The 16,048-nt window shown below is 39.4% G+C and carries 16 protein-coding genes; 11 read left to right on the top strand and 5 right to left on the bottom strand.

Features of this window, described 5'->3' with window-relative positions; translation table 11 throughout:
• Positions 1-226 precede the first annotated feature (226 nt).
• The 9 genes from BTN98_RS03310 to yciA all read left to right on the top strand — a co-directional run bounded on the left by BTN98_RS03310 (position 227) and on the right by yciA (position 9,550).
• Positions 227-1,786 (top strand): anthranilate synthase component 1, encoded by a 1,560-nt coding sequence (locus tag BTN98_RS03310; RefSeq protein ID WP_370738425.1) that lies wholly within the window; start codon positions 227-229, stop codon positions 1,784-1,786.
• Between the two features lie 10 nt (positions 1,787-1,796).
• Positions 1,797-2,426 (top strand): aminodeoxychorismate/anthranilate synthase component II, encoded by a 630-nt coding sequence (locus tag BTN98_RS03305; RefSeq protein ID WP_060996632.1) that lies wholly within the window; start codon positions 1,797-1,799, stop codon positions 2,424-2,426.
• 11 nt (positions 2,427-2,437) lie between these two features.
• Positions 2,438-3,448 carry an anthranilate phosphoribosyltransferase gene (gene trpD, locus BTN98_RS03300; RefSeq protein ID WP_060996633.1) on the top strand — a complete coding sequence of 337 codons (1,011 nt, stop codon included), beginning with the start codon at positions 2,438-2,440 and terminating at the stop codon, positions 3,446-3,448.
• Positions 3,449-3,450: 2 nt separating this feature from the next.
• Positions 3,451-4,851 (top strand): bifunctional indole-3-glycerol-phosphate synthase TrpC/phosphoribosylanthranilate isomerase TrpF, encoded by a 1,401-nt coding sequence (gene trpCF, locus BTN98_RS03295; protein WP_060996634.1) that lies wholly within the window; start codon positions 3,451-3,453, stop codon positions 4,849-4,851.
• 2 nt (positions 4,852-4,853) lie between these two features.
• Complete coding sequence (gene trpB / locus BTN98_RS03290) at positions 4,854-6,044, top strand: tryptophan synthase subunit beta (RefSeq protein WP_060996635.1); 1,191 nt, start codon at positions 4,854-4,856, stop codon at positions 6,042-6,044.
• Positions 6,044-6,850 (top strand): tryptophan synthase subunit alpha, encoded by an 807-nt coding sequence (gene trpA, locus BTN98_RS03285; protein WP_060996636.1) that lies wholly within the window; start codon positions 6,044-6,046, stop codon positions 6,848-6,850. The genes trpB and trpA overlap by 1 nt, the downstream gene beginning before the upstream one ends.
• Positions 6,851-7,232: 382 nt before the next feature.
• Entirely contained in the window at positions 7,233-8,477 is a 1,245-nt protein-coding gene (locus tag BTN98_RS03280) for a dicarboxylate/amino acid:cation symporter (protein ID WP_082732085.1), read from the top strand.
• Between the two features lie 117 nt (positions 8,478-8,594).
• Positions 8,595-9,134, top strand: a complete 540-nt coding sequence (locus BTN98_RS03275; RefSeq protein WP_060996637.1) for a septation protein A — start codon at positions 8,595-8,597, stop codon at positions 9,132-9,134.
• Between the two features lie 14 nt (positions 9,135-9,148).
• Positions 9,149-9,550 (top strand): acyl-CoA thioester hydrolase YciA, encoded by a 402-nt coding sequence (gene yciA, locus BTN98_RS03270; protein ID WP_060996638.1) that lies wholly within the window; start codon positions 9,149-9,151, stop codon positions 9,548-9,550.
• Positions 9,551-9,593: 43 nt separating this feature from the next.
• On the opposite strand, the gene BTN98_RS03265 is transcribed toward yciA, so the two are convergent.
• Positions 9,594-11,009 carry an endonuclease/exonuclease/phosphatase family protein gene (locus tag BTN98_RS03265; RefSeq protein WP_060996639.1) on the bottom strand — a complete coding sequence of 472 codons (1,416 nt, stop codon included), beginning with the start codon at positions 11,007-11,009 and terminating at the stop codon, positions 9,594-9,596.
• 579 nt (positions 11,010-11,588) lie between these two features.
• Here BTN98_RS03265 and BTN98_RS03260 point away from each other — a divergent pair.
• Together BTN98_RS03260 and gspS2 are read left to right on the top strand one after the other, a co-directional pair.
• Positions 11,589-11,888, top strand: coding sequence for a YciI family protein (locus BTN98_RS03260; RefSeq protein WP_060996640.1), 300 nt, complete (start codon positions 11,589-11,591; stop codon positions 11,886-11,888).
• Positions 11,889-11,907: 19 nt separating this feature from the next.
• Positions 11,908-12,309: a type II secretion system pilot lipoprotein GspS-beta gene (gene gspS2, locus BTN98_RS03255; RefSeq protein WP_060996641.1), complete on the top strand. Its 402-nt coding sequence runs from the start codon at positions 11,908-11,910 to the stop codon at positions 12,307-12,309.
• 91 nt (positions 12,310-12,400) lie between these two features.
• Here gspS2 and sbmA read toward each other — a convergent pair whose 3' ends face one another.
• From sbmA to BTN98_RS03235, 4 genes are all read right to left on the bottom strand, one after another.
• A complete protein-coding gene (gene sbmA, locus BTN98_RS03250; protein ID WP_060996642.1) occupies positions 12,401-13,402 on the bottom strand; it encodes a peptide antibiotic transporter SbmA in 1,002 nt (333 codons plus the stop codon).
• 288 nt (positions 13,403-13,690) lie between these two features.
• Positions 13,691-14,632 carry a class I SAM-dependent methyltransferase gene (locus tag BTN98_RS03245; RefSeq protein ID WP_060996643.1) on the bottom strand — a complete coding sequence of 314 codons (942 nt, stop codon included), beginning with the start codon at positions 14,630-14,632 and terminating at the stop codon, positions 13,691-13,693.
• A gap of 85 nt (positions 14,633-14,717) precedes the next feature.
• Positions 14,718-14,927 (bottom strand): hypothetical protein, encoded by a 210-nt coding sequence (locus tag BTN98_RS03240; RefSeq protein WP_087819446.1) that lies wholly within the window; start codon positions 14,925-14,927, stop codon positions 14,718-14,720.
• 140 nt (positions 14,928-15,067) lie between these two features.
• The gene (locus BTN98_RS03235) at positions 15,068-15,754 is read right to left on the bottom strand and encodes a TIGR01621 family pseudouridine synthase (protein WP_060996644.1); all 687 of its coding nucleotides are present in this window, start codon (positions 15,752-15,754) and stop codon (positions 15,068-15,070) included.
• Between the last annotated feature and the right edge of the window lie 294 nt (positions 15,755-16,048).

Here is a 16,048-nt window from a genome sequence, read left to right as displayed (position 1 = left end):
GTAATAATAAAAACAGAAATGACTTTCTAATATATTGATTATTATAAGCTTGACTTAAAAAACAGCAAAAACATATAGTGTTAATAATTGTCGTTAAAAGTAAAAAACTAGCCTTGCTCAAAGACGAAGTTTACGCCACTATCGAACAATGAAAGCAGGATTGCTATTTTGTACAAACGGCAGGGAGAGCGCTGTGAATACTGACTTAACGAGATCGCATCCTTATATTGCGACAACATTAGCCCAACATCAGATTGAATTATTGAACCTCGATGTAGCATATATTGCAGATCCAACTGATGTTTATTTCACGCTATGTGGTGATAGTCCTTGCCATCTATTGCTGGAATCTGCAGAAGTTGAATCTAAACAAGATTTAAAAAGCTTGTTACTGATTGATGCTGCAGTACGGATTATCTGTCGAGGAAAAAAAGTTATTTTAGAGCCGCAATCAGACAATGGTCGCCAGCTATTAGAGGCATTACAACCACATCTAAAATCTGACATTGAAGCCAGCTACAGCAAAGATAGCTTACAGTTACAATTTCCAACCCATGATCAGCTTTTAGATGAAGACAGCCGTCTACGCCAAACATCGTCTTTTGATGCATTACGCCTAATTCAACACGCGTTTGATACCGACAGTCATCCTCGAGATGCGTTATTTATTGGTGGGTTATTTGCCTATGACTTAGTCGCAGAATTTGAACCTCTGGCGGCTGTAGAGGCTGATAACAACTGTCCTGATTATGTGTTTTATATTGCTGAAACATTATTAATTATCGATCACCAACGTCAGCAAGCCCATTTGCAAGCCACCATCTTTGGTCATGGAACACGCCAGATTCACGATACGCTTCAACAACGTTTAGCAACCCTAAAAACCCGTTGCCAAAGCCCACTGTCGTTACCAGCACCAGAATATGTCGCAGCCTGTGAACCTGACACGAGTATTAGTGATCACGATTTTAATCAAACCGTGGCCGCACTTAAACAATTTGTTATTCGTGGCGATGTATTTCAAGTGGTGCCTTCACGTCAGTTTACGCTGCCATGCCCTTCGCCACTTAACGCGTATAAAGCATTAAAAATCGGCAACCCAAGCCCTTACATGTTTTATCTGCATGATACTGATTTTACTTTATTTGGCGCATCACCAGAGAGCGCGTTGAAATATTGTACTGAGTCTAATCAAGTTGAAATTTATCCAATTGCTGGTACTCGTCAACGTGGAAAAAACAGTGATGGCTCGATTAACCTCGATCTCGATACTCGAATTGAATTAGAACTTCGCTCTGATACCAAAGAAAACGCCGAGCATATGATGTTAGTCGATTTAGCCCGTAATGATATTGCCCGTATTTGCCAAGCCGGCAGTCGCCATGTCGCCGACTTATTACATGTTGACCGCTATAGTCATGTGATGCATCTAGTATCACGCGTTGTCGGTCAATTGCGTGAAGATCTTGATGCGCTACATGCTTATCAGGCATGTATGAATATGGGAACGTTAACTGGCGCACCTAAAATCAGAGCGATGCAACTTATTCGTGATGTTGAACAGCGTCGACGCGGTAGTTATGGCGGTGCGGTTGGCTACATTACCGGTCATGGTGATATGGATACCTGTATTGTGATTCGCTCTGCTTATGTTGAAAACGGCATTGCCAGTGTTCAAGCGGGCGCTGGCGTGGTTTATGACTCAATACCACAAGCAGAAACTGACGAAACCAGAAGTAAAGCACAAGCGGTTATCAATGCTATTCATAGCACTCATCAAGGTTAAGGAGCACACTATGACCATTAATAATCGTCACTATCATCCGCATATTGTTCTACTCGATAACTTTGACTCGTTTACTTATAACCTTGTTGATCAATTTCGTAGCCTTGGCTTTCCAGTAACGGTTTATCGCAATAATTTATCAGCATTAGCTATCGAGCAGGCATTATTTCAGCATGATAATCCGGTGTTAGTGTTGTCACCCGGCCCAGGCACACCAGCAGATGCAGGCTGTATGCCTGCCCTTATTCAACAGGTCAAAGGTAGGATCCCGATGTTAGGTATCTGCCTCGGCCATCAAGCCATTGTTGAAGCCTATGGTGGCAAAGTTGCAGGCGCTGGCGATATTGTTCATGGTAAAGCTGCCATGATGACCCATAACCACCATGCTGTTTTTGGTGCATTGGCAAGCCCATTAGCTGTCGCCCGTTATCACTCACTGGTTGCCACCGAGGTGCCCGCAGAACTGACGACTATTGCTGACGTTGATGGTCTAGTGATGGCGGTTATCAATGAGCGCGATAAAGTCTGTGGTTTTCAATTTCACCCAGAGTCCATTCTTACCACTCAAGGTGCAGAGCTACTCACTCACACGCTGAATTGGGTGATGGCGAACCATACCGAATGCCAAAATAACCATTAAGGAAGATGATTATGAACGCAATTATTTCTAATATTGCTGACAAACTTTATGCTCAGCAACCTCTTAGCGAAGCGGAAAGCCACACTCTGTTTGATGCCATCATTAATGGTCAAGTTGAGCCGATTGTATTATCAGCACTATTAACAGCATTAAAAATAAAAGGTGAGACACCCGCAGAAATTGCAGGAGCAGCCAAGGCACTGGTTGAGAATGCTAACCCTTTCCCACGCCCAAGCTATGATTTCGCTGATATTGTTGGCACAGGCGGTGACGGTGCCAACACTATCAATATTTCAACCACTGCGGCATTTGTCGCTGCAGCGTGTGGCGTTAAAGTGGCTAAACATGGTAACCGTGGTGTTTCAAGTAAGTCTGGCTCATCGGATTTACTGGACAAATTTGGTATTAACTTAGCTATGTCCGCTCAAACCGCGCGCCAAGCATTAGATGATCTCGGTGTATGTTTCTTATTTGCACCGGAATATCACGGTGGCGTTCGTCATGCTATGCCTGTACGACAAACCTTAAAAACGCGCACTATTTTCAATGTTCTCGGGCCGTTAATTAATCCAGCCAAACCTAATATTGAATTAATGGGTGTCTACGATAATGCATTAGTCCGCCCTATCGCTGAAACCTTAGCAACAATGGGCTTAAAACGCGCAGCCGTTGTACATGGTAGTGGCCTTGATGAAGTTGCCATTCATGGTGAAACTCATGTTGCTGAAATCATCGATGGCGTCATCACCGAATATACCCTTACTCCGGCTGATTTTGGACTTGATAGCTATCCTTTAGAAGCAATTCGTGGTGGTGACCCACAAGAAAATCAAGCCATTATAAAAAATATCCTCACCGGTAATGGTACGCCAGCACAAGAAGGAGCAATCGCAGTCAATGTCGCACTGTTATTGCGCCTTTTTGGTCAACAAGATCTTAAACACAATGCGCAACAAGCAATTACTGCAATGCGTTCAGGTAAAGCTTATCAACTGGTTGAACAACTGGCAGCACGAGGTTAATAATGGAAACAGTACTTACTAAAATTATTGCTGACAAAAAGATCTGGGTTGATGCGCGTAAAGAAGCGCAACCACTGGCCAGTTTTCGTCATCAGTTAACGCTCAGTGATCGTGATTTTTATCAAGCACTCGCAACCAATAGAGATAGTGGTATTCCGCGCCCTGCTTTTATTCTTGAATGTAAAAAGGCCTCGCCATCAAAAGGGTTAATTAGAGAAGACTTTGATTTAGATTATATTGCAACAGTCTATAACCACTATGCGAGCGCTATTTCGGTACTTACTGATGAAAAATATTTCCAAGGTAATGTCGAATTTCTACCCAAAGTGCGTAGCCAAGTAAAACAACCTGTTTTATGTAAAGATTTTATAATTGATAGCTACCAAGTGTATTTGGCACGCCATTATCAAGCCGATGCGATTTTACTGATGTTATCAGTACTTGATGATGAGCAATACCAAGCTCTTGCAGCCGTTGCTGAGTCACTTCAATTAGGTATTTTAACCGAAGTCAGTAATCAAGTGGAGCTCACCCGTGCAATTAAGCTCAAAGCAAAAGTAGTCGGAATTAATAACCGCAATTTACGTGACCTTAGCATTGATTTAAATCGCACCAAACAACTTGCTCCCGACTTACCCAAAGACACTATTATCATTTCAGAGTCTGGCATTTACACTCATCAGCAAGTACGTGAATTATCACCCTATGCCAACGGTTTTTTGATTGGTAGCTCATTAATGGCAGCTGATAACCTTGATTTAGCGGTACGCAAAGTATTATTTGGCGCGCATAAAGTCTGTGGTCTCACATCAACTGAAGACGCTCACCATGCCTACCAACAAGGGGCAACCTATGGTGGTTTAATTTTTGTACCGTCATCACCTCGTTACATTAGCCTTGATCAAGCAGCAGCGGTAATGGCTGCAGCGCCATTGAGTTTTGTTGGCGTATTTCAAGATAACCCATTAAATGACGTTATCGCTACAGCAACCACGCTAGCACTTGCAGCTGTACAACTACACGGCAATGAATCACTGCAATACATTGAACAGCTACGTCAACAATTACCTCAGTATTGCCAAATATGGAAAGCACATGCCATCACCGATAGCGTGCCCGATATTAGCCACTGGCCTGTAGATAAACACCTTTTTGATAGTAAAGTTAAAGGCCAAAGTGGAGGTACTGGAGTGTGTTTTGATTGGTCATTGATTGCTGATGATGATAAAGAAAACAGCTTACTTGCAGGAGGCCTCACACCTGAAAATGTCGGTCAAGCAGCCTCATTAGGGTTTAGTGGCTTAGATATAAACTCGGGCGTTGAAAGCGAACCAGGCAAAAAAGATCCGCATAAATTAGCAGCAGCCTTTACGGCAATCAAACACATTAAGGAAGATAAATAATCATGAGTAAATTGGATGCCTACTTTGGTGAGTTTGGTGGTCAGTATGTCCCTCAAATTTTAGTACCTGCGTTAGATCAACTTGAAAATGCCTTTATTGATGCACAACAAGATCCACACTTTCAGCAGCAATTTATTAGCTTGTTAAAAGAATATGCCGGTCGACCAACCGCGTTAACCTTATGCCAAAATTTAACCGAAGGCACAAACACAAAGTTATACCTTAAACGTGAAGATTTACTTCATGGTGGCGCACATAAAACTAACCAAGTATTAGGCCAAGCACTACTGGCACAGCGCATGGGTAAAACCGAAATTATTGCTGAAACAGGTGCCGGACAACATGGCGTTGCAACCGCATTAGCTTGTGCGCTACTTGGGTTAAAATGCCGTATTTATATGGGGGCGAAAGATATTGAGCGTCAAAGCCCAAATGTATTTAGAATGAAATTAATGGGTGCCACGGTTATTCCTGTTACATCTGGATCGTCGACCTTAAAAGATGCTTGTAACGAAGCTATGCGTGATTGGTCTGCCAGTTATGATAAAGCCCATTACCTATTAGGTACTGCTGCTGGCCCCCACCCATTTCCAACCATTGTACGTGAATTTCAAAAAATTATTGGTGAAGAAACCAAAACCCAAATTACCGCTAAAGAAGGTCGCTTGCCTGACGCTGTAATTGCCTGTGTTGGTGGAGGCTCAAATGCGATTGGCATGTTTGCCGATTTTATCGAAGAAACTAATGTCCGTTTAATTGGGGTTGAGCCTGCAGGTAAAGGGTTAGATACCGATATGCATGGCGCTCCGCTTAAACATGGCAAGTTAGGGATATTCTTTGGCATGAAAGCACCGTTAATGCAAGATGAGCATGGCCAAGTGGAAGAATCATATTCTATTTCTGCAGGGTTAGATTTCCCTTCAGTTGGCCCACAGCATGCACACTTAAATGCGATTGGTCGTGCTGAATATGGCGCAGTAACTGACGATGAAGCATTAGAAGCTTTTCAATTACTCGCTCGTAAAGAAGGAATTATTCCAGCATTAGAATCAGCTCACGCACTGGCTTATGCATTAAAATTGATTGCCGATGATCCTCAAAAAGAACAGCTACTCGTGGTTAATCTTTCTGGTCGAGGCGATAAAGATATCTTTACAGTTCACGACATTTTAACGGCGAAAGGAGTTTTATAATGGATCGCTATCACAATTTATTTACTCAACTTAGCGCTCGCAATGAAGGGGCTTTTGTACCGTTTGTGACTCTTGGTGATCCAACACCACAACGTTCAATGGATATTATTGATACTCTCGTTGCCGCAGGTGCTGATGCATTAGAATTAGGTATTCCTTTTTCTGATCCTCTCGCTGATGGCCCGACAATTCAAGGGGCAAACATTCGCGCTCTTGCTGCTGATACCACTCCAACAATATGTTTTGAAATGTTAGCAGCCATTCGAGTTAAATATCCTGAACTACCGATTGGATTATTAATGTACGCCAATTTGGTATTCGCTTGTGGTATTGATAATTTTTATCGCCGCTGTGCTGAAGCTGGCGTCGATTCAGTATTAATTGCTGATGTACCTGTCAATGCTTCACATGAGTTTAGAATGGCGGCAGAAACGCATGCTATTCACCCTATTTTTATCGCGCCACCTAATGCAGATCCACAAACATTAAAAACGGTCTCTGAACTTGGTGGTGGCTATACTTATCTGCTATCACGAGCAGGCGTAACTGGCGCAGAAACAAAAGCTGAAATGCCGATCGAACCTCTTTTAGCCAGCCTAAAATCACACCATGCCCCACCCGCCTTACTTGGCTTTGGTATTTCAACGCCAGAACAAGTTAATGCTGCCATAAAGGCAGGAGCAGCAGGTGCTATTTCTGGCTCTGCGGTAGTAAGAATTATTGAACACAACCTCAGCGACCATACTGAAACATTGAATAAATTAACCACCTTTATCACTAATATGAAATCAGCAACACGCAGCTAATCATTATGCTGCTATCTATAATTATATTGATGGCAGCCTAATACCAGCAACACATAACAATTGATAAACAACAGCAAACATAACTATAACCTTTTGTCAATAGATGTTAATTATCATCACGCTTAACCCTCTATAAATCCGCAAACTCACTCCACTGATTACAATATACGCTCAATACATCTCCAGATATCGATGCAATTCGTTTTATACCGAATCAACAACTACATGAAAAAATAAGCAGTTATATATTGCTAACATATGTTCTTCAGTGTAAAAAACACATCAAACATACAAAATAATAATAACAGCAACATTTACAACAAAATAAAACAAAACAACAACATTACTAATACATCATCTCGATATCACAGGGGAATATATCGTGTTAAAAGATAAAAAAGTGCTTAATAATATCGGCGTTCAAGTCGTTATTGCTATGATCATAGGTACCATTGTCGGCATTATTATGGGTCATGATGCCGTCATGTTTGCACCACTTGGTAGCTTATTTATTCATCTTATTAAAATGCTTGTCATACCATTGGTGGCAGTTGCTATTATTTCTGGTGCGGCTAGCTTAGGTAATAGCCATGCTGCAGGAAAAATTGGCATAACAACCTTAGCTTTTTTCGGTATTACATCAGCACTTGCTGTTACATTAGCACTGATGATGGGCATAATATTCCAACCAGGTATTGGCGTTGATTTATCAGGTGTTGCCGGCATGTTTGCCAATACTTATGCTGAACAAGGTTCGTTACCAACATTTTGGGCTACTATTTTAGGCATGATCCCTACTAATATTTTCCATTCCTTAAATGAAGCCAACATTCTTCAAATTCTAGTGTTTTGTCTATTTTTTGGTATTGCACTTTCTAAACTAGAGGTTGAACGTCGTCAGCCATTAATTAACGGTATTAATGCAATTGTCGATGCCATGGTATGGATGATTAATGTTGTCATGAAGTTTGCACCTATCGGCGTATTTGGCCTAATGGCTGATGCAATCGGTAGTTTTGGCTTCAGTGCGCTAACAGTGGTACTTAAACTCTTTGTTGTGTACGTAGCTGCTATTTTGATCTATGGCTTTATTGGTTACCCAATCATGATCAAACTGTTTTCAAAAACGTCACCACGTAAGTTTTTATCCGCCATGAAAAAGCCACAAGCTGTCGCACTCTCAACAGCATCATCAATGGCAACATTACCAGTCACAATGGAAACTTGTGAAGAAGAGTTGGGTGTTAAAAATTCAACAGCTTCATTTGTATTACCTCTTGGCGCAACTATCAATATGAGTGGTAATGCAATTTACTACGGTCTCGTTGCTATTTTCTTTGCTCAAATTTTCAATATTGAATTAGGAATGAGTGCATATATCGCCATCATTGTAACATCAACTATTGGTGCAATTGGTCAAGCTGGCGTACCTGGCCCCTCGTTCTTAGTGGTTGCGGTACTGCTATCGGCAGGTATTCCTATTGAGGGCTTACCGTTATTATTTGCCCTTGATCGTATCTTTGACATGATTCGAACCGCACTTAATATCACAGGTGATGCAGCATGTGCCGTTATCATTGACAATATTTATGACAACCAAGAGCAACCTATTGCAGTTCAATCATAATTGTAATTAACGATTTTATAGCATAATCAATAGCTACTTAGGCAACTGAGTAGCTTTTTTCATTTAAGGTAAGGAACAGGTATACTCTGATCAATTATTTTTAATGAGTTGGCACTAATGAAGCAACTGATAGAGTTTATTCCATTACTGATTTTTTTCGTATTATTTAAAACCAATGGTATTTTTGTCGCAACAGGCGCATTGATTATCGCCACTGCCATTCAGCTCATTGTGTCATGGGTTATCTATAAAAAACTTGAGAAAATGCAACTGATCACTTTTGCTATGGTGGCAATTTTTGGTGGCCTAACGCTTGTTTTACATGATGAGAATTTCATCAAATGGAAAGTTACCATTATCTATGCTTTATTTGCACTGGCATTATTGGTTAGTCAATTTATGCGTAAACCATTAATTAAATCGATGTTAGGCAAAGAAATGACATTGCCAGAAAACGTTTGGTTACGTATCAATCTTGCATGGACAGTGTTTTTTGTTGTTTGTGCGGTTGTAAACATTTATATTGCATTCAATTTTCCGCTTGATATTTGGGTGGATTTCAAGGTATTTGGTTTACTTGCATTAACGTTACTATTTACCTTAGCCACGGGTGGCTATATTTATCGCCACCTACCGAAAAGCCCTGATGATAAATAAAGTTGTATAGCCTGATGACTACTGAAAACAATATCCCTCGTGGACAGCTTCTACTACGTACATTAGCGATGCCTGCCGATACCAATGCAAATGGTGATATTTTTGGTGGTTGGATCATGTCACAGCTAGATCTTGCAGGTGCGATTTTAGCCAAAGAGATCTCTCGTGGTCGTGTCGTTACTGTTTCGGTTGATAAAATAGAATTTAAAGCCCCTGTTGGCGTTGGTGATGTTGTTTGTTGCCATGGTGAATGTAAACGTATCGGTAATACATCAATGAGTGTCGGCTTAGAAGTATGGGTTAAACCTGTTGCTGTTGATGGCATCGGTGAACGTTACCGTGTCTGTGAAGCAACCTTTAATTATGTGGCGATCAATAGCGAAGGTCGCCCACGTAAAATTGAAGTGACTCAATAGCTTTTAATAAGTGCTAAAAAAAGCACCTTTCGGTGCTTTTTTATTACTTAACGCTCACTGTTGACCATACAAAACGGTGATCAGAAGAGACTTCTTTACTATCCCCATTTATACCAATACGATCGTCGTTAAATAATAATCGTCCATCTTCACCTATCGCTGGCCAGTAAACTCCTGTATCCAAAACAGTCAAACTTGCCGACGGCACCGCATAATCAGCACGAGAACCAAACACACTAGTACGAATTTCTGGATTAGGATGAACAGGGTTCCAGTCATTAGCTGGATTTTTAGATTCAAGACCACCACTGCTTTGTGGTGTAAATGGTTGCCCCACTTGAGCAACGGCTTGATTAACTTTTTCGTTAGCAAGTAACTTAATGATACCGTTATATGGCGCATTGATTTGAGTACCAATTACATTATCTGCATTCAAATCTCCCATCACAACAAAGTGTTCGCCATTAAAACCACCTTTAGTACCGTTATCGTCATATAAAGACGACTCACCATTGATGTAATAATTCCAAAATGCATTTTCATCACTATTGCGAAAACGATTGTTGTAGGTAACAGTATCAAAACCAGAAGGTGTTGGATGCGCTAACAATACGTTAATGGTTTTATTACCACTTGGAGTTGGAATAATGATCGGTGCATCAACATGGTTTTTTGAAGACAATCGTAATACTTCCCACTCATCATCACTAAACCATTCTTGACCACATACCATTCCTTCAGGAATCGGTTTTTTAGAATCTTCACATATTTCAATAATTGGATTAACGGCATTAGGTAAATCTTTACGCTTAAATTTCTGGAACGTACGTGTATTAGCCGTATCTATTTCAAACTTAGACAATAATGCAAATGCATAGTGACCATGATAGAAACCAAACCCTTGAGCATCATTAGCATCATCGATTTTACCATTATTATCTAAATCTAATCCGGTCGGTAATCCAGTATTCGTTGCATAGTTCTCTGCATAAGGATAGACAATAGGTTGTTGCATATTACCACCATCAACACTATTTAAGCTCTGACTGACTGCTAAATAGTTTTGCTGGAAACCATTTAATGAACGTATATCATCAACCGTACCGTTATTATTAAATTCATTTAGCAATAAAACATCAGGTCGGTTCTTTTGAATAATAGCAGCAATATTACGAATCTGAATAATACGCTCAGCCAGTAAATGATCAGCTTCATTGGCTGTATCATTTTTCCACGCTGTAATTAATTCATTTTGTTTTGCTACAGGAATAGTCATGTATTCAACCCAACGTTGATACGTTTCTTTTGGGTCATTATCTACCGCAAGTGCTGCGTTAAATTGAGCAAATTTCACTTCAGAAACTGGCTGTGGTTGAATTGAATTTTGGTTATCATTACAGCCAGTTACGATAAAGGATGCAGCCAATAATGTTGCTAATAATGTTTTATTCATTTTAATTTTAACGTTAAATTATTTTGATAATGACAATATTACTAATATATTTTAACGTTCTTTAAATCATATTTGTTACAAAAAAATGTGACTAATATAGAATATATTGTAGATTTAATTGACTCTTTAAATAACTACAAATAATTTATTGCTTTTGCCACATAGGCATACCGCTATCGCTATTTAGATGGTCAACCACTAATATAAAATCAATTTAGAATAGCAAATAGTGGCGATATTCCCTTAATGGCTATTCCTTTAAAAAAAAAGAAAAATTGGTAACTTCAATTTCGTGATCTTAATTCAAAATTTATATTGCAATAATCAGCACTCTAAATATTTAGCTAAAAACATTTCATTACACATTCAGCTCCTAACTATACATTCATAATATAACTTCAGTTATACACCAAAGTGCAATCTACTGCACATACATAGCTATAAATTTCAATCCAATAATAATTATCATATTTAATAATCATAAATACTTGTTAGCCATAAATATTTGGTTAGTATGGTGATATGCTAAATCAGTACGAAATATTATTCGTGCTGTAAACCATAACAAAATAGGGAATGCCGACTATGTGGTATGTGATTTTTTCTCAAGATGTTGAAAATAGCTTAGAACGTCGTATGAGTGTACGTGAGCAACATTTAGCACGATTAAAAGAACTTCAACAACAAGAGCGTTTATTAGTTGCTGGCCCAATGCCTGCTATTGATGATGAAAATCCGGGTGATGCCGGTTTTACAGGCTCAACTGTCATTGCTAAGTTTGACTCATTAGAACAAGCTCAACAATGGGCCAATGCAGATCCTTATATTGATGCTGGGGTGTATGCTAATGTGATCGTTAAGCCGTTTAAAAAAGTCTTACCTTAAATATATTCAGGATCAACTAGTGAACCTAACCAACACAAAAAAGTGGCTCGTTGCTGCAGTCGGCTTGTTTATCCTTGGTGGCTGTGCTTCACATGACCAGCAAATGGTGGCTGAATCACTCGCTCAATCAAGAGCTGCTGCTATTGATAGTAAAGCGCCCTACCCTAAAATTGATGCATACCAAATTACTCAAGCCTACGCGAGTAAGAATACCGTAAAAATCAATATTATTTATGGTGGAAATGGCCGTATAACGCCAACAACAGCCATAAAAACAGCCAGTGCTAATTACTGCCAAAATCCAGAGTTAATACCGTTATTTAAACATGGTGTGGATTATTTAATCACTATTCGTGATATCAGTGGTCGTCAGCTAGTTTCGCAATCTATTTCAGAACAATATTGTGATTCTCTGAAATAATTAACACGCTACAATATAAAAAGCCCTACCGCTGGCGTAACTTTATCGCATTACACATTTTGGTTAGGGCTTTTTATCTTTTCTTCATAGATTAATCTGCTGGTACGCTTTCAACATTGATCGCATCATTAATCTGTACTTCAAAGGCACGTAATCTTTTATAGATAGACATTAGCTCTACGATTGTGCTCCATGAATGTACCAGAAATTGAAATGATTCTTCGACTTTACCAAACGCTCTTAATATTTGTTGTAAAACACCCAGTGTTAATGCACCAGAAACAATCGCGGGGCCAAGCGCAATATAAGGCACAATCACGGTATATTGAATATACGACCATTTTGCGATATCAAAGTATAAGTAATGACGATATAAGTTAAAGTAGTTTTTTCGAACATTAAAAAACAGTTCTTTAACGGTTTCAGGCTCTGCACGTTGTGAATTATCCTCACCAAAAACTAACTCTTTTCGGTAAGCGGCCTCAACCTTTTGATTTTTAAATTCTAATCCAGGTAAACGTACACCAACAATAGCTAATAATACCGTGCCAAATAACGCCGAAATAATTGCTAAATACACCAAAGATCGATCAACTGCGCCAATCCAAGGCAACTCCGTTATATTTTCACTTAATACCCATAAAATAGGTAAAAAGGCGAATAAGGTCATTAACGAGCGCATAAAACTTACACCTAAGCTTTCAACAATACGCGCAAAACGCATAGTATCTTCTTGCACTCGTTGTGATGCCCCTTCAATATGACTAATTTTGTCCCAATGCTTCATATAATAGTTATTCATCGCGGTACGCCAGCGAAAAACATAGTGGCGAACAAAGAAATCGAGAATAACTGCAATGATGATATACACCGATACAATATTGAAAAACTCAATACAGCCAGCAAGAAATTCATCAAACGTAACTGCATTAGGTTTAGCCAATGCCTTTTGAATTAAATCATAAAAGCTGCCAAACCATTCATTCACTTCTACATCAATTTGTACTTTATACCAAGTGACATATAAGATAACGGCACTACCGACAATCGACCATAAAAACCAGCGTCGATCAAGAAAGAACGATTTAAACATAACTACACATCCTTAATGTATTTATATTGAGTGCAGCCCTTGCACTGACAACTTAATCAATTTGTTTTATTGTTAACTACTTATTTTAGTATTTGTCACTGACCATAAAAACGCAACCTCATCACCATAATAAAGTTCATATAAGCTATTATAATAAAAAGATTACTACAAATTTCAGACAAAAAAATCCCTTATCCAGTTTACTCACATGAAGCGATAAAATTGATAAGGGATGATAATATTGAATGTTTTACGCTAATTTTAAATGCTGATATTTAACACTAAAACTTAGCTACGGCGCTCAAATACTAACGCTTTCAGACCGCCTTCTGGTTCGATCTCATTAAATTCAGGTGGGTTATCTAATCGCTGGGTAAATACCATATCAGGAGCTTCACTCGCCATACCATCAATAAGAAATTGGCTGGTTAGCGAAGGATCATTTACACACGCCAATACAACCCCTTCAGCTGTGAGTAATTCAGGTAAACGGCGCAAAATCTTTTGATAATCTTTTGTCAGCGCAAAACTACCCTTTTGAAACGATGGCGGATCAATGATGATTAAATCATAAGGCCCCATCTTGCGCACTTTACCCCATGACTTAAAGAGCTCATGACCTAAAAAACTCACTTTCTTTAGATCATGGTCATTGAGATGATGATTATCACGACCACGGCTTAATGCCGCTTTTGCCATATCAAGGTTAACCACAAATTCTGCACCACCTGCAATAGCAGCAACAGAAAAACCACAGGTATAAGCAAACAGATTAAGTACTCGCTTACCTGCCGCATGCTCACGTACCCAATCACGGCCATAACGCATATCTAAAAATAAACCGTTATTTTGATTGCGGCCTAAATCAAGTTTGTAAGTTAAGCCACTTTCAATAACATCTTGATAGTCAGAGCTTTGTCCCCATACCACATCCATCGGTGAGCCTTGACGATCACGATGTTGCAATAATAAACACTGGGCACCACTCGCTTGCCAGACATCTGTTTGGGTTAACCTTGCCAGTAAATCGGTTAATGCCGCCATAAAATCAGCATCAGGTTCTTTAAATAAGGAAACCAGCACTTGCCCTTGCAACCAATCAACGGTGATTTGTTCAAGCCCAAGCCAGCAGCGACCACGGCCATGAAATAAACGACGGACTTCTGTTGGCGGTGTCGTTAAAGCCGTTAATAAATGGGCTTCTAAGGTAGGTAGAGCACTAATTTCCATAACATCATTCAAAGTAGTCAATTAAGGCGGTTATTCTATACGTTGCGCTCCAGAATACCAACCACAGCCAAAATAGAATCATTAACTAATGGTGTTTAGCGCGGAGTACATACTCAATCGAATAATCAATAAGGCAAGTTGAATGTAAGTTCAATGTCGTAGATGAGGGTGAAAAATGACGAGGGGTTGTTTCTGGTAATAATAGATGTTGTTGAGCACGATTTCGACGATGCTGTGATTGACGTTTTTGCTGAGAAACTCGCATTTTAAGCGTACGTGAATGAGCACTTCGCATAATAAACCTCTAACTAATACATTCCCTGCGCGCATTATAATTTATCGCTATAAAAAAGAAATCCACATCCACTGTCTTAGCTATCAGTTGCTGATAATATCCGCAGTTACTCCTTAACTGCAGATATTTAATCCATACTGTTATTTTTTATGGGCTAAAACAGGCCATGCTTGAGACCACGGTTGTTGCCATTGTATGAAGGCTTGTTGTGCTTCAGCCGTTGACCATAATGTTCCGACACTTGGTGGGCATAAAAATTGTTGTAACTCACCTTGGTATGGAAAACGTAATCCATAGGCATGTAAATACCCACGATCAGCAGTTTCATTACCATAAATATCATCACCTGTAATACCAGAGCCAACACTGCGTAAAGCAACACGAATTTGATGGGTTTTACCAGTATAAGGCTTACACAAAAAGATCCGCCGACCTTCTCCAGCAGCTGCTGAGAAAAATTGCGTTATTGCTGGGTTATGTTTGGTTGTTTCTAATTTCCAACTACTGCGGCGCGAGCGGGTCATATCACCAATTACGACACCTTGTTTTTTCTTAGGTTTTTTAGTACCAATAGCAACATAGAATTTTTCAACTCGACGCTCTGCAAAATTAGCGCATAATGCAGCAGCGGCGGTTTTATTGCGCCCAAGTAATAATAATCCGGATGTCATTTTGTCAAGTCGATGAATTAAATAAAGCTTTTCATCTCCTGTTTGTGCAGCAACGGCAGCAAGTAGAGGCTGTTCATTATCATCTTTATGAACGCTGATCCCGGGATGCTTATTAATCACTAAAAAATCTGAATGCTGGTAAACAAGATCAAACATAATTGAAAATAACGCCTTTACAGTACATAGATGGCGCGAGTATAACCAGCCCTTAAAAAAAAAACAGCTTTGAGAATTATATTGTTCATTATCATCAAAACAATTAATGAACTATTGTCATTAAAACTGTTGTTATAAGATCAATGATTACGTTGTTGTTACCCCTAAAAACGGTAACAAGCCCTCAAAAATAACCTTGATTATTCAACATAAGCATTAAAAGGCAGTGAATATTAGGTTTTTTTTAATTTCAATGCACTATACATACAAAGTGTATTTATATTGATGAAGTCA

It is taken from the genome of Photobacterium aquimaris (assembly GCF_002954455.1).
In the GTDB taxonomy this organism is placed as follows: Bacteria; Pseudomonadota; Gammaproteobacteria; order Enterobacterales; family Vibrionaceae; genus Photobacterium; species Photobacterium aquimaris.
This window is presented reverse-complemented; position numbering and strand designations above follow the sequence as displayed.

Coding starts and splice junctions, on each gene's coding strand:
- BTN98_RS03305 (WP_060996632.1), top strand. CDS start 1,797: ATGACCATTAATAATCGTCACTATCATCCGCATATTGTTCTACTCGAT.
- trpD (WP_060996633.1), top strand. CDS start 2,438: ATGAACGCAATTATTTCTAATATTGCTGACAAACTTTATGCTCAGCAA.
- trpCF (WP_060996634.1), top strand. CDS start 3,451: ATGGAAACAGTACTTACTAAAATTATTGCTGACAAAAAGATCTGGGTT.
- trpB (WP_060996635.1), top strand. CDS start 4,854: ATGAGTAAATTGGATGCCTACTTTGGTGAGTTTGGTGGTCAGTATGTC.
- trpA (WP_060996636.1), top strand. CDS start 6,044: ATGGATCGCTATCACAATTTATTTACTCAACTTAGCGCTCGCAATGAA.
- BTN98_RS03275 (WP_060996637.1), top strand. CDS start 8,595: ATGAAGCAACTGATAGAGTTTATTCCATTACTGATTTTTTTCGTATTA.
- yciA (WP_060996638.1), top strand. CDS start 9,149: ATGACTACTGAAAACAATATCCCTCGTGGACAGCTTCTACTACGTACA.
- BTN98_RS03260 (WP_060996640.1), top strand. CDS start 11,589: ATGTGGTATGTGATTTTTTCTCAAGATGTTGAAAATAGCTTAGAACGT.
- sbmA (WP_060996642.1), bottom strand. CDS start 13,402: ATGTTTAAATCGTTCTTTCTTGATCGACGCTGGTTTTTATGGTCGATT.
- BTN98_RS03245 (WP_060996643.1), bottom strand. CDS start 14,632: ATGGAAATTAGTGCTCTACCTACCTTAGAAGCCCATTTATTAACGGCT.
- BTN98_RS03240 (WP_087819446.1), bottom strand. CDS start 14,927: ATGCGAAGTGCTCATTCACGTACGCTTAAAATGCGAGTTTCTCAGCAA.
- BTN98_RS03235 (WP_060996644.1), bottom strand. CDS start 15,754: ATGTTTGATCTTGTTTACCAGCATTCAGATTTTTTAGTGATTAATAAG.